At 70.1% G+C, this 17,764-nt stretch carries 16 protein-coding genes; 7 read left to right on the plus strand and 9 right to left on the minus strand.

All coding sequences use genetic code 11. From position 1 onward, the window contains the following. Nucleotides 1-76 precede the first annotated feature (76 nt). Nucleotides 77-1,738: a serine/threonine-protein kinase gene (locus tag ACFV20_RS13855; RefSeq protein WP_385655939.1), complete on the plus strand. Its 1,662-nt coding sequence runs from the start codon at nucleotides 77-79 to the stop codon at nucleotides 1,736-1,738. 184 nt (nucleotides 1,739-1,922) lie between these two features. Here ACFV20_RS13855 and ACFV20_RS13860 read toward each other — a convergent pair whose 3' ends face one another. From ACFV20_RS13860 to ACFV20_RS13870, 3 genes are all read right to left on the minus strand, one after another. Next, nucleotides 1,923-2,486, minus strand: a complete 564-nt coding sequence (locus ACFV20_RS13860; RefSeq protein WP_385655940.1) for a TetR/AcrR family transcriptional regulator — start codon at nucleotides 2,484-2,486, stop codon at nucleotides 1,923-1,925. Between the two features lie 148 nt (nucleotides 2,487-2,634). After that, nucleotides 2,635-4,026: an amidase gene (locus tag ACFV20_RS13865; RefSeq protein WP_385655942.1), complete on the minus strand. Its 1,392-nt coding sequence runs from the start codon at nucleotides 4,024-4,026 to the stop codon at nucleotides 2,635-2,637. Next, nucleotides 4,013-4,222: a hypothetical protein gene (locus ACFV20_RS13870; RefSeq protein WP_385655944.1), complete on the minus strand. Its 210-nt coding sequence runs from the start codon at nucleotides 4,220-4,222 to the stop codon at nucleotides 4,013-4,015. The genes ACFV20_RS13865 and ACFV20_RS13870 overlap by 14 nt, the downstream gene beginning before the upstream one ends. A gap of 402 nt (nucleotides 4,223-4,624) precedes the next feature. On the opposite strand from ACFV20_RS13870, the gene ACFV20_RS13875 reads away from it, so the two are divergent. The 4 genes from ACFV20_RS13875 to ACFV20_RS13890 all read left to right on the plus strand — a co-directional run bounded on the left by ACFV20_RS13875 (nucleotide 4,625) and on the right by ACFV20_RS13890 (nucleotide 9,330). After that, on the plus strand, nucleotides 4,625-5,539 hold the full coding sequence (locus ACFV20_RS13875) for an MBL fold metallo-hydrolase (RefSeq protein ID WP_385655946.1): 915 nt from the start codon (nucleotides 4,625-4,627) through the stop codon (nucleotides 5,537-5,539). A 287-nt stretch (nucleotides 5,540-5,826) separates the two neighbouring features. Further along, nucleotides 5,827-8,271, plus strand: a complete 2,445-nt coding sequence (locus ACFV20_RS13880; RefSeq protein ID WP_385655948.1) for a SpoIIE family protein phosphatase — start codon at nucleotides 5,827-5,829, stop codon at nucleotides 8,269-8,271. Between the two features lie 299 nt (nucleotides 8,272-8,570). Beyond that, the gene (locus tag ACFV20_RS13885) at nucleotides 8,571-8,750 is read left to right on the plus strand and encodes a DUF6480 family protein (protein ID WP_385655950.1); all 180 of its coding nucleotides are present in this window, start codon (nucleotides 8,571-8,573) and stop codon (nucleotides 8,748-8,750) included. 70 nt (nucleotides 8,751-8,820) lie between these two features. Further along, nucleotides 8,821-9,330: a TspO/MBR family protein gene (locus ACFV20_RS13890; RefSeq protein ID WP_385655952.1), complete on the plus strand. Its 510-nt coding sequence runs from the start codon at nucleotides 8,821-8,823 to the stop codon at nucleotides 9,328-9,330. Nucleotides 9,331-9,565: 235 nt separating this feature from the next. Here ACFV20_RS13890 and ACFV20_RS13895 read toward each other — a convergent pair whose 3' ends face one another. The 4 genes from ACFV20_RS13895 to ACFV20_RS13910 all read right to left on the minus strand — a co-directional run bounded on the left by ACFV20_RS13895 (nucleotide 9,566) and on the right by ACFV20_RS13910 (nucleotide 14,503). Then, entirely contained in the window at nucleotides 9,566-11,434 is a 1,869-nt protein-coding gene (locus ACFV20_RS13895) for a GMC family oxidoreductase N-terminal domain-containing protein (protein WP_385655954.1), read from the minus strand. Next, the gene (locus tag ACFV20_RS13900) at nucleotides 11,431-12,888 is read right to left on the minus strand and encodes a hypothetical protein (RefSeq protein WP_385655956.1); all 1,458 of its coding nucleotides are present in this window, start codon (nucleotides 12,886-12,888) and stop codon (nucleotides 11,431-11,433) included. Before ACFV20_RS13900 ends, ACFV20_RS13895 begins: the two co-directional genes overlap by 4 nt. Nucleotides 12,889-13,094: 206 nt before the next feature. Next, nucleotides 13,095-13,805: a FadR/GntR family transcriptional regulator gene (locus ACFV20_RS13905; protein WP_385655958.1), complete on the minus strand. Its 711-nt coding sequence runs from the start codon at nucleotides 13,803-13,805 to the stop codon at nucleotides 13,095-13,097. 209 nt (nucleotides 13,806-14,014) lie between these two features. Beyond that, on the minus strand, nucleotides 14,015-14,503 hold the full coding sequence (locus ACFV20_RS13910) for a PaaI family thioesterase (protein ID WP_385655960.1): 489 nt from the start codon (nucleotides 14,501-14,503) through the stop codon (nucleotides 14,015-14,017). A gap of 70 nt (nucleotides 14,504-14,573) precedes the next feature. Between ACFV20_RS13910 and ACFV20_RS13915 the strand changes: the two genes are divergently transcribed. Continuing rightward, complete coding sequence (locus ACFV20_RS13915) at nucleotides 14,574-15,221, plus strand: winged helix-turn-helix transcriptional regulator (RefSeq protein ID WP_385655961.1); 648 nt, start codon at nucleotides 14,574-14,576, stop codon at nucleotides 15,219-15,221. A gap of 104 nt (nucleotides 15,222-15,325) precedes the next feature. On the opposite strand, the gene ACFV20_RS13920 is transcribed toward ACFV20_RS13915, so the two are convergent. Then, nucleotides 15,326-15,712, minus strand: coding sequence for a hypothetical protein (locus ACFV20_RS13920; RefSeq protein ID WP_234847187.1), 387 nt, complete (start codon nucleotides 15,710-15,712; stop codon nucleotides 15,326-15,328). A gap of 295 nt (nucleotides 15,713-16,007) precedes the next feature. Continuing rightward, on the minus strand, nucleotides 16,008-16,337 hold the full coding sequence (locus ACFV20_RS13925) for a hypothetical protein (RefSeq protein WP_385655964.1): 330 nt from the start codon (nucleotides 16,335-16,337) through the stop codon (nucleotides 16,008-16,010). A gap of 326 nt (nucleotides 16,338-16,663) precedes the next feature. Between ACFV20_RS13925 and ACFV20_RS13930 the strand changes: the two genes are divergently transcribed. Further along, nucleotides 16,664-17,707, plus strand: a complete 1,044-nt coding sequence (locus ACFV20_RS13930) for a hypothetical protein (protein WP_385655966.1) — start codon at nucleotides 16,664-16,666, stop codon at nucleotides 17,705-17,707. Nucleotides 17,708-17,764: the final 57 nt, after the last annotated feature.

The raw sequence follows: 17,764 nt of genomic DNA on the forward strand, positions 1-17,764 counted from the left end.
CCTGGAGCCCCTGGCTACCGGAGATGCACCTGTTCCTCGATGAGTGGTGTATTGCAGGGCGCGGACGAGGACAGCTATGAATCAATCACCTGCTGATCAGGGCGGTCCGCGGGTGCTCGCCGGGCGGTATCGATTGGTCGAACAGCTCGGTCACGGCGGCATGGGTACGGTCTGGCGAGCTCACGATGCATTGCTCGAGCGTGAAGTCGCGGTCAAGGAAGTAAGCGTTAGCGGTCTGCCGCCGGGGGAACAGTCCGTATTGCATACCCGGCTGCAACAGGAGGCCAGAGCCGCAGCTCGAATCAAGCATCCAGGCGTCATCATGGTGTTCGACGTGCTGGAGGAGAGTGGCAAGCCCTGGATCGTCATGGAATTGATCGATGGGCGGTCTCTAGCGGACATCATCGACACCGAGGGAACCCTGTTGCCTCGGGACGCCGCCCGCATCGGGATGGCGGTGGTGGCCGCCTTGGACAAGTCCCACCAGCTCGGCATTCTGCATCGTGACGTCAAACCCGCCAACGTGCTGCTGGAGCGCAGCGGCAGGGTCGTGCTGACCGACTTCGGCATCGCGCTCTTCGAAGGGGCTTCTGGGCTCACCCGCACCGGCGACATCGTAGGCTCACCTGACTACCTAGCCCCTGAGCGCGCCACGGGTCACCGGCCAGGTCCACCCTCAGATCTGTGGTCCCTGGGCGCGACTCTGTACGCCGCAGTCGAGGGCCAGTCACCGTTCCGGCGAACATCAACCCTGGGAACGCTGCAAGCCGTGATCACGGACCCGCTACCGGAACCACGCCACGCCGGTCGTCTTGCCCCAGTCATAGAGATGCTGCTGAACAAGGACCCGGACGCGCGTCCTGGCGCGCCGCAGACCCATCGCATGCTCAAGGAAGTGGCTGCCGGAGCGACAGCCACAGACGAAACACACCCTGCCACCCGGGTGGTGCCACAGGCGACAGAAGCGGTTGTGGAGCCGGCTGCCGGCCAATCCACACAGCTGACGCCTCCAACGGACGTGCAGCCACGTGCTAGGACTTCAGACCTCCGGCATGAAGCCGGACGGGTCACCCCTCCGACGGCCACCACACCCTCGACCAGGTACGCACACTCGGAGGAAACGCGAGGCGCACGCGGCGGTCGGCACACCAGGCTGGTCGTGATCGCCGCTGCACTCGCGACGGTGGTAATCGCCGTGCTGGTGTGGACACTCACTTCAAAGAGCGGCATGGAGCCTCCAGCCTCATCGCAGACCGCCACATCCTCAAGCCCTGCCTCAGCAGCGGATCAAGCCGGGTCCCTGGACCAACTGCTCGCCCGCAGTGCAAAGTCTCGGAGCAGCGTTGTCAGCGCAGTCAAAGCCGTGGAGACCTGCAGCTCACCCGAATCGGTCTCAGCAGCCAGCACTGCCTTGAGGAGAGCAGAGCAAGAGCGCTCCACGCTCATCGCTCGGCTTGATGAACTCGACCTGTCACGAGTTTCCGGTAGTGCCGACGCGACAACGCATCTGCGTGCGGCGTGGCGACACAGCCAGAACGCGGATGCCGCGTACGCCGCTTGGGCCGACGCGATGGCCGACGGCGGATGCGCGCCCGGAAGTGCACCCCACGACGACAACTACACGGCTGCTGCCGCCGCCAGTTCCCGAGCAACCGCCGCCAAGAACGCCTTCATCCAACGATGGCACCCGATCGCTGACCAATACGGACTGCCCAACAGAACGTCAGACCAGATCTGAACCGGCAGGCCACCTCAGACTTGCGCACCCGTTCTTTCACTTGGCCGTTCCGCAAGCGCTCCGGCAACATGTCAAGATCCGGGAGGTCGGCGTCCATCTGCTGGGACCCGGCGAGGCCCCGCCGGCCTCCGTGGCCCGGGCGTCGCAGGCGTTTCCAGCCGGACACGCCGGTGCGATCATCCGGTCACGAGTCGGTCCGGCCGAGGACATCTGCGACGAGTCGGCGCGCGTACGCGGCGTCGAGTCCGTCCGGACGGAAGAGGATGCGGTACATCATGGGCGCGACGACGCGGTCGATCACCGCCTCGACGCCGGGCGTCCTCTCACCACGTGCAGCCGCTCGGGTGAGGATGAGATCGATCTGCTCGGCGGCGTAGGCCGAGCACTGGCCCGCGTTGCTGCCGTCCGGGTCGCCGAGCAGTGCGTCGCGGACATAGGCCCGGCCGGTGGGGGAGGCCATCTCGTCGAGGAACTGCTCGGCCCAGGCCGCCAGGTCGGACGACAGGGCACCGTGGTCGTCGGGTGCGGTCTCGGGCCGCAGACGCTCGACCGCCACGTCCGACAACAGCTCCTGCAGGTCCCCCCAGCGGCGGTAGATGGTCGACGGCGTCACGCCCGCGCGCTGGGCGACCAGCGGCACGGTCAGTGCCTCCCGGCCCACTTCCGCGGCGAGTTCGCGCACGGCGGTGTGGACCGAGGCCTGAACCCGGGCGCTGCGCCCCCCGGGGCGCACCATCTGCCTGCTCATGGACCTCACCTTAAAGCAAAATCGTTGCGTCTGGCGGACCGCCCACCTCACCTCCGTGCGACCGTCTTCACCTTGCGGCACCTGGCCGACCGCGGCCGAACGGCGCTTCCGGCCCGGCCGGGGTGACCAGGCCGGGCCCCGCATTCGTTCATGCCGCGCTCGCGAGCTCGCGTGCGGGCTGCGTCTGCTCGTACGCATGGCCGATCCGCAGGAGCACCCGCTCTCCGAGCGGTCGCCCGAGGAGCTGCATGCCGATCGGCATGCCTGCCGCATCGTGGCCGACGGGGACGGACAGGGACGGTACGCCGGTGATGTTGGCCGGGGCCGAGAGGCGTACGTACGCGTCGGAGACGCCCTCGATGGTGCCGTCGGCCCAGCTGATGGTCTCCTGGCCGGCTTTGACCGCGGTCGCCGGAACGCTGGGGGCGACGATCAGGTCGACCTCCTGCAACATGCCCGCCCATTCCTGCCGCATGAGGGTGCGGGCGCGCTGGGCACGCAGGTAGTCCCCGGCGGGCATCAGTGTGCCGGCCTCGAGGAGGATGCGGACGTCTGTCTGGTAGAGCTCGGGGACCGTGCGCAGGGTGCTCTCGTGGTAGGCGGTCGCCTCGGGCACCATCAGGCCCCACTGGGTGGCCTGGATGTAGCGGGTCATGGGGATCTCGACCTCGACGAGGCGCGCGCCGAGGGACTGAAGCTGCTCGATGGCGCGCCGTACGGCGGCTTCCACCTCCGCATCAACGTGGTCGAAGTAGTAGGTGCGCGGAACGCCCACGCGCAGCCCCGTCAGGTCCGTGCCCGGGCTCGGGCGGTAGTCCACGGCGGGAGTGTGAAGGGACGCCGGGTCGCGCGGGTCGTGTCCGGCCAGGGCGGTCAGGGCCAGGGCCGCGTCCTCGACGGTGCGGGTGATCGGGCCGACGTGGTCCAGGGACCAGGACAGGGACGTGACACCGTGGCGGGGGACGAGACCGTAGGTCGGCTTCAGGCCGACCACCCCGTTCAACGCAGCAGGCACCCGGATCGATCCGCCGGTGTCGGTGCCCAGGGCGAAGGTAGCGGTGCCCGCTGCGACGGCGACGGCGGATCCGCCGCTGGAGCCGCCGGCGATCCGGCCCGTGTCCCAGGCGTTGTGGGTCTGCGGCGTGGTCAGCCCGTAGGCGAACTCGTGCGTGTGGGTCTTCCCGACCAGGATGGCTCCGGCCGCCGACAGGCGGGCGGCGACGGTGCTGCTCGTCCGCGCTCGGTGGTCGGCCCGGACGCGTGAGCCGGCCGACGTGGCCACGCCGGCGACGTCGATCAGGTCCTTGAGGCCCATCGGGATGCCGTGCAAGGGGCCGCGGTAGCGGCCGGCCGCGATGTCGTTCTCGGCTTCGCGTGCGGCCCGGCGGGTGCGCTCGGCGGCGACGGTGACGTAGGCCCGAAGGCGAGACTCAACCCGTTCGATGCGCTCCAGGACGGAGTCCGCCAGCTCGACGGGAGACAGCTGACGGGCCCGGATCGCGTCGGCGGCTGCGCGCAGGGAGAGTTCATACGGCTGCATCGTGCATCTCCTGTTCCGCGCGGTAGGCGGGGGCGGGCGGGGTGTCCCCGAAGTCCAGCTCCCGCAGGAGCGCGACGACGGAGTGGATGTGGGTCGCCGTGGCCGCGACCGCGGCGTGGCGGTCGGCAGGCAGCGGAAGCCCGGCACGGGCGGCCCAGCGGGCCGCTTCCGGCGGGGTGACATCAGCGCAGGACATGGCTTCTTCTCTCCTCGGGCGGGAGGGGCCGGAGGCCGGAGAGGCCGAGGCCCTTGTGAGTCAAAAGCTAAGTATTTGCGTTAGTCGACCGTAGAGCCTACGGTCGGCTAACGCAAATGAATTGCTTTAAGCCTCGAGGAGTCCATGCCCACCGTCACACCCGGCGCACCTGCGCAACCCGGCCCCACCGGAGCCCGTACCCAGCGCGCCCACCGCTCTGCGCCCTCGTCCTGGACGCCTCGATCCTGGCCCCGCGCCTCGCCGCAGCCCGTGCGTCGACGCCCCTCCCTCTCGACTACCAGGACGTAGGGGCCCTGTCAGCACTCGCCGCGTCGAGACGCGGGGCAGCCCACCATGCGCACAACGGCCTCGCCCAGCGAGACAAGAAGGAAACGACCGATCATGAGCACTCCTGCGGCCACCCACCCGACCGCCATCCCCGCCTGGACCGTCGGCGACGTCACCGTCCACCGCATCGACGAGGTCCTCCTGCCGCCCGCCACCGGTCCGTGGCTGCTGCCCGGCGCCACGCCGGACGTCGTCGGCCACCAGGACTGGCTGCGTCCCCACTTCGCCGACGACGAGGGCATCCTGCACATCGACAGCCACAGCTTCGCGTTCACCGTCGGCGGGCTGCGCATTCTGGTGGACACCGGCATCGGCAACGGCAAGGAGCGAGCCAACCCCGCCTGGCACCACCTGAACACCGACTACCTGCAGCGCCTCACCGCCGCCGGATTTCCCCCGGACTCCGTCGGCCTGGTGATCCTCACCCACCTGCACGCCGACCACGTCGGCTGGAACACCCGCGAGGTGAACGGCGAGTGGATCCCCACCTTCCCCGACGCCCGCTACATCACCTCACGAGCAGAGCGGGAGTTCTGGGCCGGGTACGAGATGGAGGAGGCGCGCCGGCAGATGTTCCGCGACTCTGTCGTCCCGGTGGAGGAGGCGGGGCTGCTCGACCTCGTCGACGTCCCCGCCGACGGCGTCGAGGTCGCCCCGGGCCTGCGCCTGATCCCGACCCCCGGGCACACCCCCGGCCACGTCGCCGTCGAGCTGACCAGCCGTGGCGAGACGGCTCTGATCACCGGCGACTGCGTCCACCACCCCGTCCAGCTCGCCCATCCCGCCATCGGGGCCTGCGTCGACATCGAGCCCGAGCGGTCCGAGGCCTCGCGCCGCACGCTGCTCGCATCGCTCGCCGGCACGGACACCCTCCTCCTGGGCACCCACTTCGCGCCGCCCACGGCCGGCCGTGTCGTCGCCCACGAGGGCGCCTACCGGCTCTCGCCCGTCCCCGCCGACCCGCACTGATCCGGTGGCGGCCCCGCCCTGGTCCGGTCCGCCCTCCGCACGGCTCCTCACGGCCCGACACGGCGACAAGCGACCGGCGACACGGCCCGGCACGGCCCCCACAGCGCTCACGCGGCGAGCCGATCTTCTCGATCTGCCGGCGGCTGGAGGATGCGGCCCCTGGCCGGTCATCCGTGGCACAGCTAGGCCCGGCCCGGGAGGTTTGTCTCGCACTCGCTGTGGGTCGATGCTTGAGGGGGGAGACCGGGCATGTGCCGTGCGAGCGGGGCCGGCGAAACGGACGTGAGATGAAGGCACCACCGAACGGGGCCGAGGCAGTCGGCCTCGGTGACCCGTCGAGGGTGATCCGGGCGGCCACTGTCCTGCTGGATCGCAGCGGAGTGGTGACCGGATGGAGTCCGGAGGCCGTCCGGCTGCTCGGCTACCAGGCCCAGGAGGTGCTCGGCCGCTCGGTCGACGCCATGTCCGCGGAAGGCGGAGAGGAAGGGCTCAGTCCCCGCTGCACCTCGCGCAGCGTTCGCGCGGTCACCTTGCGTCACCATTCTGGCCGTCTCGTGCGCGTGGCCGTCGAGTGCCACAGCCTCCCCGACACAGTCGCCGGCCCCACCACTGTGCTGATGCTGACGGACGCCGAGCGACTCGCGGAGTGGCAGATGCAGCAGGCGATGCTGCACGGTATGGCGACGCAGTCTCCGGTCGCTCTCACGATCTACGGCCCGGACCTCCGGGTGGCCTGGGCGAACCAGGCGGCGCAGCGGGAACTGCCCGGGCCCTTCACGCAGTATCTGGGGCGCAGCGAGGACGAGCTGCACCCGGGAAGCAAGGCGCTCTCCGCGCAGCACCCGTCCTCGGTCACGCAGATCATGCGAGGGGTGCTCGACACGGGGCAGACCGTCGTAGGCCTGCATCACAGAGGCCGCTCCCCGGCGGATCCCGGTCGTGAGCATGTCTGGTCGCTCTCCTACTACCGGCTGCAGGACGCGGAGGGACGGCCGCTGGGCGTGTGCGAGGAGGCCGCGGACGTCACCGATCTTCACCGGGCTCAGCGGCGGCTCGTCCTGCTGAACGAGGCCAGTGCCATGATCGGCAGCACGCTGGGCCTCGAACGTACTGTCCAGGAGCTGGCCGGCGTCCTGGTGCCACAGGTGGCGGACTTCATCGCCGTGGACCTGATCGGCGATGCGCTGGCCGGAAGCGAACTTCCCGCCGATGCCGCGGCCGGGGCGGGTGACCTGTGCCGGGTCGCCCACCGCTCGGTCCGGGAAGACCTGCCCGAGGCCGTCGTGGCGCCGGGACACGAGGTCGGTTACCCGCGAGGCTCACCGCAGTGGCAGTGTCTGTCGTCCGGGGCACCAGTGCTGAACGCCGTGCTGGACCCGGCCAGCCCCTGGCTGCTCGACGACCCTGTGCGCAGGGCGCGTCTGAACAAGCTGGGGATCCACTCCCATATGGTGGTTCCGCTCCGGGCGCGAGGAGTCACGATGGGCGTGGCCACCCTGATGCGCTGGCGCGATCCCCTTGCCTTCGCCTCCGAAGACCTGTTGCTCGTGGAAGAGTTGGCCGGCCGTGCCGCCGTGTGTATCGACAACGCGCGCCGGTTCCACCGCGAGCACACGTCCGCACTCACACTGCAGCGAAGCCTTCTGCCCCAGAAGCTCCCCGCCCACGCGGCAGTGGAAGCCGCCTACCGTTACCTGCCCGCGGACACCGAGGCGGGCGTGGGTGGCGACTGGTTCGATGTGCTGCCCCTCGCCTGCGGCCGCGTGGGGCTGGTCGTCGGCGACGTCATCGGCCACGGCATCCGGGCCGCAGCCACCATGGGACGTCTGCGCACCGCGGTGCACACCCTGGCCGACCTGGACCTGCCCCCCGAAGAACTGCTCTCCCACCTCGACGACCTGGTCAACCGACTGGCCGAGGAAGCGGAGGAAGCACACCCCACGGGGGTCGAGGGCGTCGTCGGAGCCACCTGCCTGTACGGCGTCTACGACCCCGTCATACGCCGTGCCACCTTCGCCCGCGCAGGCCACCCGCCCCCTGCCCTCGCCCACTTGAAGAAGCCGGTGGAGTTCGTCGACATACCGGCCGGACCGCCCCTGGGCATCGGCGGGCTGCCCTTCGAGTCCGCGGAAGTGGACATCCCGCAGGACTCCGTCCTGGCCTTCTACACCGATGGGCTGCTCACAGCCTCCGACGCCGACACGGACACCGGGCTGGAACGGCTCAGCTTCGCCCTCGCCCATCCCGATCGTCCCCTGGAAGACATCTGCCGCACGGTGGAGCGCGCTCTGCTGCCCGACCGTCCCCGCGACGACGTCGCCTTCCTCGTCGCCCGGCCCCGGCCGCTCCCCGCCGAGAACGTCGCCACGTGGGCCCTGGACCTCCAAGCGGAGTCTGCGCACCGGGCCCGTGCGCTGACCGGTGAGCGCCTTGCCCACTGGCAGTTGCACGAACTGGCCTTCTCAGCGGAACTGATCGTCAGCGAGCTGGTCACCAATGCCATCCGGCACGCCCAGGGGCCCGTCCGCCTGCGCCTCATCCGCACCGACAACCGAATCGTCTGCTCAGTGTCCGACGGCAGCAACACGTCCCCGCACATGCGACGGGCCGGTGCCGTGGAGGAAGGAGGCCGTGGGTTGTTTCTGGTGGCCCAGTTCGCGCTTCGCTGGGGGACCCGCTACACCCACGACGGCAAAATCATCTGGGCGGAACTTCCCGTCCCGGGCCCATGAGCAGCCAACCCTCCTCCGCGACCGCAGGGTGCGGCGCTTGAGCGGAGCCAGAACGCAGGCTCACCATGCCGGCCAGGAGCCGAGCGACGACCATTCAGGAGAGCGGCTCGCAGCGCCTGCAGTCCACCGGGGGTGAGAGCGCCCCCGGACACACCGACGCTGTACGCGCCCCAGCCGGGTGCCGGTTCGCGAGCCGATTGGCCGTGACGCGCCAGATGCATCCGATCGCATGCGCGGGACGGAAGTACCAGGTGCACGGCAGCTTCCCCACGGACCGACCGGCACGCGGAGGTGCGACCATGACCGAACGGCTGACCCCTCCGGGGGAGACACCGCCCGTCGAAGGATCGACCGCCACGGCCCACCAGGAACCGCCCGACGGTGGTCTCTGGGAACATCCGCGCCTGTGGCTGTCCCTGATCGTGATCGGCTGCCTGCTCGTCGCCGCGTTCTTCATCGCCCGCGTCACAGGCCTGTGAGAACCCCATGGCACAGCGGATCCCGGGCACCGGGCGACTTGCCCAGCCCCACACCCGAGGAGACCCACACGTGACGCACACCCTGCCCGGGGCCGCCCCGCAGCCCCGCCGCGCCCGGCGCCGGCCGCTCCTGCTCCTGCTGCTCGCGGTCTGCTACGCCGTCGCGGCCCTGGGCGGACTCGCGGCGTCCGACGCCGCGAGCACCTACCGCTCGCTCGACCTTCCTCCCTGGGCCCCGCCATCCTGGCTGTTCGGCCCGGTGTGGACGGTGCTGTATGCCACCATCGCCGTGTCCGCCTGGCTCGTACTGCGCCGAAGCCCACTCGCCGAGGCCAGGGCGGGGATCGTTGTCTGGAGCGCCCAACTCGCCCTCAATCTGGCTTGGACGCCGCTCTTCTTCGCGGCCGGGCAGTACGGCCTCGCCTTTCTCGACATCTGCCTGCTGCTTGCCGCGCTGGGCGTCACGATGCTGCTCTTCCGCCGCAGCAGTCCGGCAGCCTCGCTGCTGCTCGTCCCCTACGCACTGTGGGTGCTGTACGCGGCGTCCCTCAACCTCGCCATCTGGCAACTCAACGGCTGACCGCCCGGAACCACTGGGACTGGGGGTCGGAACTCGAGGAGAGTGAACTCGCGTCCTCGTCATGCCGTCGACCGTTGCAGCCGCCCGCGACAACGTCTGGTCACTCTTTCCTTGTGAACCGCGTCATGCTCTTGCCGCGCCCCCGGTGCGATCGGGATCGAACAGCGGGTGTCTGCGGTGTTCGCGGAGGGTCTCCGTAGGCTGACGCCGTTCGTGACGATCGGCAGGCGCCCTGTCATCCCCCGTCGCGGCGGACCGCCTGCTCGGTCACGGCGTGGACCAGCGCCATGATGGTGATCTGCGGGTTCACACCGGGCGACGACGGCAGCAGGCACGCGTCGGCGACGAGCACCCCTTCCGTTCCGCGCAGTCGCCCGTCGGGGCGCACGGGGGAGTGCCGGTCGTCCGCCCCGAGCGCGGCGGTTCCCGTGGGGTGGAACGCCGACAGGTGGAGGCGGCGGCGACCGGTGCGGCGGACGACGTCGTCGAGATCGGCGGGCGAGGTGACCGACGGGTGTGCCGGGATGCCCGTGAGGACCTCGCGCGCGCCCGCCGCGAAGAGGATGCGCCCCATGTGGGAGAGGGACCGCAGGAGGCGGCGTCCGTCCTCGGCGTGGAGGGTGTAGGACGCCACCGGGCGGTGCGTGCCGCGCACGCGTCCTGAGGAGCGGTCCGAGACCATCGCGCCGAGGACGGCGAGCCTTCCCGCGTCGTCCAGCTCGCGCTTCAATCGGCTGCCGAGATGCGGGAGGACGAAGGACGTCATGCCGGGAGGTGCGGCGGTCGCCTCGATGAGGATGCCCTCGTCGTGCCACTCGTCGACCCCGACGCTCTGCAGGATGTTGGGTCCCGCCCCCGGACCCGTGACAGCTTCAGCGAAACGCCCAGCGACGCTGACGGCCGGGTGGATCGCCAGATTGCGGCCCACCCCTGGATGCCCCGCCAGCCCGGAGCGCCGCAGCAGGGCCGGGGTGTGCAGGGCTCCGGCCGCCGCGACGACGAGGCCGGTGCTGACGGTGAAGCTCGTGCCGTCCGGACGCACCGCCTCCACCGCGACGGCGCGTCGAGCGCCCGCATGGTGCTCGGTGACGACGCGGGTGGCCCGGGCACGGGTGACGATACGGGTGCCGGCCGCGCACGCCGCGGGCAGCACGGACAGGTGCACCGCCTGCTTGGCGCCGCTCGGGCAGCCGGCGACGCATTCGCAGCATCCCCCGCACCCGATGGCGTTACGGCGCAGAGGAGCGGCGGACCAGCCCAGGCGGCCGGCACCGAGAAGCGCCAGCCCGCCGTTGCGGCCGAGGTCGGACGGATCGGGCACCCCCACGCCGAGCAGCCTCTCCACATGGTCCAGGTGACGGGCGAAGGAGACGGGGTCCGCCAGCTCGATGCCGTGGGAGCGCTGCCATCGGCCCAGTACATGAGAGGGCGTGCGGAAGCAGGTGCCCGAGTTGACCAGGGTCGTGCCGCCGACGGCCCGGCCGAGCGGCAGCAGGACGGGCGGCAGACCCCAGGCGAGGGTGGCGCCACCGTCCCGGTAGGCGTCGGCGAACCGGTCCAGGGGCGGCCGCGAGGCGAGTTCCCGTGTCGAGAAGTGACGTCCCTCCTCCAGGACCACGACCGAACGTCCGGAGGACGCGAGAGTCAGCGCCGCCACGGCACCTCCCGCACCGGAACCGATCACCACGGCGTCCACGCGGTACTCGTCGGGCCAGTCCGAAGACGGGGAGAGGTCCAGCGGAGGATCGGCCCGGACGAAGGGTCTGTCCGGCCGGGGGCCGTGCCGGCTCGCCCCCGCGGCCAGCAACAGCGGGATCTTCGCGTGGTCCATCAGGGGCCCGAATCCGGGCAGCCGGATCAGCCGCCGCAGGAGCCGCGCCCTGGCGTCCGGCGGCAGACGGTGCGCACGCCGGCCCGTGGTGAGGACGGAGAACCCGTCGAGAGCCATGTCCGCGGCGTGCAGACCCGTGCGGAGGTAAGGAGGCAGGGACGACATGAAACGGTGCAGTCGTTCCGGCACCTGTCCTTCCCACTCGGGACGGTGCGCGTCCGCGCCGACGTCCAGCAGCACCGCCGACAGCGCCCGGCCGTGAAGCGTGCTCATCGCAGCCCCACCTCCGCGTGCGCGGTGCCCCGCACGTCCCAGACCTGTTCGGGCCGCCACCCGCCGTCGCGCCACTGCTCCAGGCGGACCCGCACGTCGGCCCGCTCACTGTTGTGACAGGTGGACCTGCTGCCGTCCGGGTCCGTGTAGCCGACCGCGGTCCGGCTCCCCTCGGGCAGCTGCACCCGGACCTCGATCCGGCGCCCTCCGGCCTGGCCCCGCACGGTCCAGGTCGGCAGCCGGGGCGTGCCCCGGAACCGTCCGATCCCCACGACGCCCAGTGAGCTGCGCCAGTCGCCGCGCGGCCAGTCGTGTCCGGCTCTGCGCAGTCGCAGGAACACCAGCGGCGGAAGATGTCGCAGCAGCGGCAGGCCGGAGACGGCCGCCACCACCTCCAGAACGGTGTCCTCGTCCAGATCGGCGTGCAGCCAGGCCCAGCGGTGGGCGTTGCCCCGGCCGGCGATACGGGCGCCGGCACCCAGGGCGTCGGCCACGAGCAGCGTCTGTCCGTCGAGGCACACGGACCCGCGGTAGCGCGCCTGTGCTTGCGGGACGACGTGCACGGCGGGCAGCACTCGGCGCTTCCAGGCCAGCCGGGGGAAGGTACGCAGGGGCGCCGAATCCGCGGCCACCCGGAGGTCCCAGACCAACCGCTCGGTCCTTCCGCGCAGTTCGTGCGCGGTGGCGACGGCGGACGGGGAGTGAAAGCCCGGCGGCAGGGGAGGAGCGCCGTCCTCAGCCGAAGAGGCCGAGCCCTCCGGCAGCGCATGGGGGCCGAAGCGGTCGAGGACGGGGGGCGTGTCCGGCCTGTACACCGCGGCCCAACCATGGGTGTAGGGCGTGCCGTTCACCGGGCGCACCAGCTCGTGGTGGAACCAGAATCCGCTACCGGTCCTCGGGTCGGTGAAGGTGCTGTACCAGACGTTCAGGCGGTCCCCGCGAGCCGCGGTGAGGCCCTCGGTGGAGTCGGCCGCAGCCGGAAAGCGCCAACTCGCCGCGAACGACGGCAGAGTACGCAGGCGAAACCGCAACCGGCCCTCACCGACGGAGCGGTGGGAGCCCGAGCCCTCCTCCCGGCCGCCCGTCTCCCCGGCCGGGCGCAGGCGGATCGGCAGGACCGTCATGGAACGCAGCGGACTGCGCCAGGTCGGGGACTTGTGACCCTCCAGGGCGTACTCCCGGCCGTCCAGGGCCGTGAAACGCACGTGGTAGTCGATCCGGCCCCGGGACAGCGGGGCGATGAGCATGGTGCCGGAGGCATGCAAGTCGTCGGCCCACCCGCCGATCCGAACGCGGCCCGTGACGAAGGCAGTTGTCACCCCGTGGGGGCGGAGCGGGCCGGGTGCGTCCACCCGCAGGTCGAGTGTCACGGGCCGGTTCCCGCCCCCGCCGGTGTCGAGCCGCAGACCGCCCGTCATGGTCTCCGCGAAGTGCGCTCCCCGGCCTGCCGCCATGTACGCCACCCTTCCTCTCCGAATCGTCCGGGCCGTCCGACGCGTGAGGCAGCCGTAGGGAGACCACGGAAGTTCATGACGAGCCCCGCGAGCCGGTGACCGAGTGGCTCAGTGGCTCATCCACTGACGGCAGAGAACCAGCCCACTCCTCGTAGGTCAAGTCCCCGGCCTCGTCCGTGACTTTGTGGTGCCCGGTGGCGCCGGGGTCACTTCCGCGGCTTGTGCCTGACCAGATCCGCGGTCATCTCCTGCGCGGTCAGCTGGAGATAGGCCTCCGCGGCCCGTCCGGCCTCCTCCGTCTCGCCGTTCACCACGGCCTCCACCACCTGCCGGATGCGGTACGCGGCGACCGCCGGGTCCGCGAAGGGGGTGCTCATGACGTGACGAACCGGCAGATATGCGTTGAGCAGGGTGTTGGTGAGCAGCAGGTACACACGGTTGCCCGTGGTGCGGGCCAGTTCCCGGTGCACCTCGGCCTCAGCGAGCTGGGCGTCCGCCGGGTCCGGTGTCTCACCCACCGCGTCCACCGCGGCACGAAGCCGAGTGCCCTGCGCGGTGCTGCACTGCGACGCCGCCTTGCGCGCGATCAGTCCGCCGATCGCCCGGCGGGCCTCGAACACGTCCGACAGCCACCGGCCGTCCTGGCCCACCAGCAGCGGAAGGAGGTCGATGCCGCCGGACCTGAGGAAGTCCAGCACCTTCGTGCCCACACCGTGCCGGGTGCGGAGCAGGCCCGCCTGCTCCAGCCGGGACAGGGCGTGCTTCAGGGTGGTGCGGGTGACGCCGTAGGACGCGGCGAGTTCACGCTCCGGCGGGAGCAGGGAGCCGGGCTGGTGGGTGCCGTCCAGGATGTTCGTGCGCAGGCGTTCTTCCAGGAGGTCGACGACGGACTGGCGAACGATCGCTTCGGCTGGCATGGCCGCACTCCTTCGGTTCGGTCCGTGCTCCCGCCCGGCGAAATCGGGGACCGGATGTCGAATCTTCGCAGGCAGTGGATCAGCGCGGGCTTCTCACCGTCAAGCGGCGGCCGGACGAGCCGACCGCCGCTCGAGTCTTCGGACGCCGAACGCCGAGACGTGCCGGACGCGGACCGACGGCGAGTGCGGGGTGGTAACCGTGTCCGAGATCAGGTGCGTCGCATCGGAAAAACCGCACACGTGGCGGTCGCGTGGGCGTACATCTTTCCGTCGTCGATTCCAGTGAGCCGCGCCTCGGCGGTCGCCAGGGTACGGCCGAGGTGAATCACCTGCGCGGTCGCGCGCAGCGTTCCCGTCGCCGGCATGACCGGCCTGATCATATTCACGTTGAGTTGTGCCGTGCTGTAGGCCAGTCCGGCCGGAAGCCGGGTGAGCACCGCGGATCCGAGCGCCGAGTCCAGGAGAGTGGCGGCGAATCCGCCATGCACCGATCCCATCGGGTTGCAGAGATGCTCTCCGGTCTTCCCCTCGAAAACTGCCGTTCCGGGCTCCACCGCGACGAGATCGAAACCGAGAGTCGCCGACATGGGGGCCCTCGGGCTGCGCCCGTCGATGATGGAGAGAAGGTGATCGAGTCCGCTCACGCCCCTGTCGTCGAACTCGCCGTCGGAACCGCGCATGCTGTTGTCGTCGCTCATGCCTTCACCCTAGGCCGACCGCGCACACAGACCAGTCCAGATTCCGTACCGCCCGCGGTACCCTCGTTCCATGGCCGGTTACCAGCAGTTCTGCCCGATCGCCCGCGCTCTCGACGTCCTCGGGGAACGGTGGACCCTGCTGGTGGTGCGGGAGCTGATGATGGGGGAGCGGCACTTCAACGGTATTCAGCGCGGCATCCCCCGCATTTCCAGAACAATGCTCTCCGCACGGCTGAAGAGGCTCGAATCGGCGGGTCTCGTGCAGCGGGACAAAGGTGAATACCAGTTGACCGAGGCGGGAGAGAACCTGGCTCCCGTACTGAGAGAACTCGGACTCTGGGCCCTGGAATCGGACCCCCGTGGACTGCGCAAAGAGGACCTCAGTCCGGAGGTGCTGGCGTGGGACATGCACCGTCGTGTCGTTCCCGATCGTCTCCCTGAGCACCCCACCATGGTCGAGCTGCGATTCCGGGGCGCCGGTGCCCCCCATTTCCTGCTGGCGAAGCGACCCGGGGTGCAGTTGTGCGCGGAGGACGGCGGTTTCGACATCGCTCTCCACGTCGACGCCGACCTGGAGGCGCTCACCAGATTCTGGCTCGGCGAAAGCACCTGGGACAGTCTCTTGCGCTCCGAACTGGTCACAGTCACCGGCCCGGCCGGACTCAGGCGGGAATTCCCGACCTGGTTCACCGGCTACCTGCTCCAGCCGCGAGTGTGAGCACCAGTGCCGTTCCGCGACGGTGACCGCCCAGAACGGGCCTCGGCCGCTCCGAGTGTCGGTGGGACTCTCGGAGCGGGCCGGGGCCGGTCGAGGTGCCGGCGTCAGCAGGGCTGGGGGATGCCGTTGCCGATGTGGGTGGGCACCGGGTCGGTCTCGCTGTAGATGTCAGTGTCCTTCATCCAGCCCCACTTGCCGTTGTCGGCCTGTGTCCAGAGCCACCGGTTCGGGTGGGGGCCGCCGATGTAGGCTCCCGTGTCCCTGCGGCACTCGAACCAGCTCGGGTTCGAGTACATCGTGCCGACCGGACGGCTGGTGTCGGGAGTGGCGTAGACCGTGGCACCCGAGACGTTGTTGCAGTACATGCGCATGCCGCCATCACCCCACCAGCACGGATTGGCTGCCTCGGCCGTGCCGGAGAAGACGGTGCCCAGTGCGGTGAGTGCCAGGCCGGTGACGACGGCCGAGAGCTTGCGCGCGGAAGTTTTCATGGTGATCCCCCTGTGGTGGAGTCGGCGGTGCGTGCCCAACAAGGACGCACCGAGGTGGTCTCGCCGGTATCCGAGGTGTCCTTCACAGACCCCCACTCCTCGCCGCCCGCCCTGTTGAACAGCCGACGGTTCGGGGCGGGTCGCCCACGCGGGGCCCGTCGTGGAACTTCGAGCTCGTGAGGCGGTCATCAGGAGATGCGTCTGCCGTCCGGCAGTTGCTTCCAGTGGGGTGTGCACTGAGGCTGCGGGCGGTCACCCTGGGGCGTGGGATAAGGCGCAGTCGACCGGACGGCTGTTACCAGATTCCACTCTGGACGTACGGGTTGACGGCCCGGAAATTGCTGTCGTAGCTGGCCCTGAACACGTAGTTCGGGTCGGACTGGGTGAGCCACCCTGACGTGTGCGCGTAGCCGGTGCCGTCCGACAGATAGGTGCCGTCGGCGAAGGACCAGGTTCTGCCGCCGTCCCTGCTGATGTCCAGCCAGATCCAGCCACGCGGGTCCCAGCCGGAGCCGACCAGCCGCCCCCAGCCGTACTGGTAGCCGTTGTAGTAGCCGGAGCGGAGCTCGATGCCGATCGTTCCGCGCTGGTTGGGGGCGTGGGTCAAGCGATCAGTGGTGGCCATCACCTGGTCGGTGTTGATCGTCGCGGGTGCTGCTTGGGCGGGTGGTAAGCGCCGCGACTCCCAGCGCGCCCAGCGATCCCGCCACCGCCGCGGACCCGGCCGACCTCAGCAGCGTCCTGCGATCCATCGAGCGACTCATGCGTTTCCCCCGTCTCGAAAGTGAAGGCTTTGACCTACGGACAGCGCTGTGGACAGACCCTAGCGAGGCAGCGGGTGCTCAACTCCTGACAGATGTCAGGGCAACTCCTGTCCTGGGATCGCCGCGAGTCACCCGGAACACATTGGAACGTTTCGTGGGGCGGCCACGAGGGTCGTTGTCAGAGGGGATGGGCAAGATTGCCGCCATGAATGTCACTCCTGTCACTCCACCACGGCCGATCGATGTTGCCGCGGTCTTTCCCCAACTGGCTCCGCTGGCCCGCACGGCGACCCGCCTGCACCCCCGCCCCGGGGAGCCGACGCGGCGCGACAGCTCGATCGGCGGGCCGCTGCTGTGGCCCGCGGAGGAGCCGTGGCCGCACTGCTTGGAACCGCATGTGGTGGATGGCATCAACCCAGCCCGGTCCCCGGCGGATCTGCGGCTGGAACGACGGATCTTCGCCGCCTCGCACGGCCGGGATATGACTCCGGAGGAACAGGAGACTCTCGAGCGGATCCGACCCCCTCGGGCGTATCCGGTCAGGCTGTCGGTCCAGGCGTACGACGGCCCCATAGCGATGCTGCCCGTCGCGCAGCTGTACGCAAGGGATGTGCCCGATCTGCGCCCGCCGGAGGGCAAGGACCTCCTGCAGGTTCTGTGGTGCCCCTTCGATCATCCGATCATGCCCAAGACCCGGCTCTTCTGGCATTCGGCAGCCGCCGTCACCGACATCCTCGACACGCCGCCCGAGCCGCCCGCAGTGCAGTTCGACGGCTACCTACCGGAACCGTGCGTGCTCGAACCGGAGCAGATCACCGAATACCCCGATCAACTCGAGCTGAGCGAAGAACTGCGGGAGCAGCTCAAGCAGTGGAATGTGCCGCAGGCAGCAGAGGAAGACATGGACCCGGACACGTACTACGACTGTGTGCTGTCCAACGCACCCGGCTGGAAGGTCGGCGGCTGGCCCGCTTGGGACTCCGCCGACCCCAGCTCGCAGGCCTGCTCCGAGTGCGGCACCGGCATGGAGGTCCTGATGACCATCGCCACGTTCGAGGAAGGGGACGATGCCGGGAACAGCTGGTCTCCGCACCCCCACCCAGGTGCCGGACCATACCCGGGCCACCGCGGCTACAACGCGACCGGTGTCCAGATAGGCAGCGGCTACCGGCAGCACCTGTTCGTCTGCCCGGCGGAGCCCGAGCATCCGCACATCGAGTTGATGACGTAGCCCCTCCGCAGTGTGCAGCCGGGGTCATCCCCGCCCACCCCGAGCGCGACCGGGACC

Source organism: Streptomyces sp. NPDC059696, assembly GCF_042733745.1.
GTDB lineage: Bacteria > Actinomycetota > Actinomycetes > Streptomycetales > Streptomycetaceae > Streptomyces.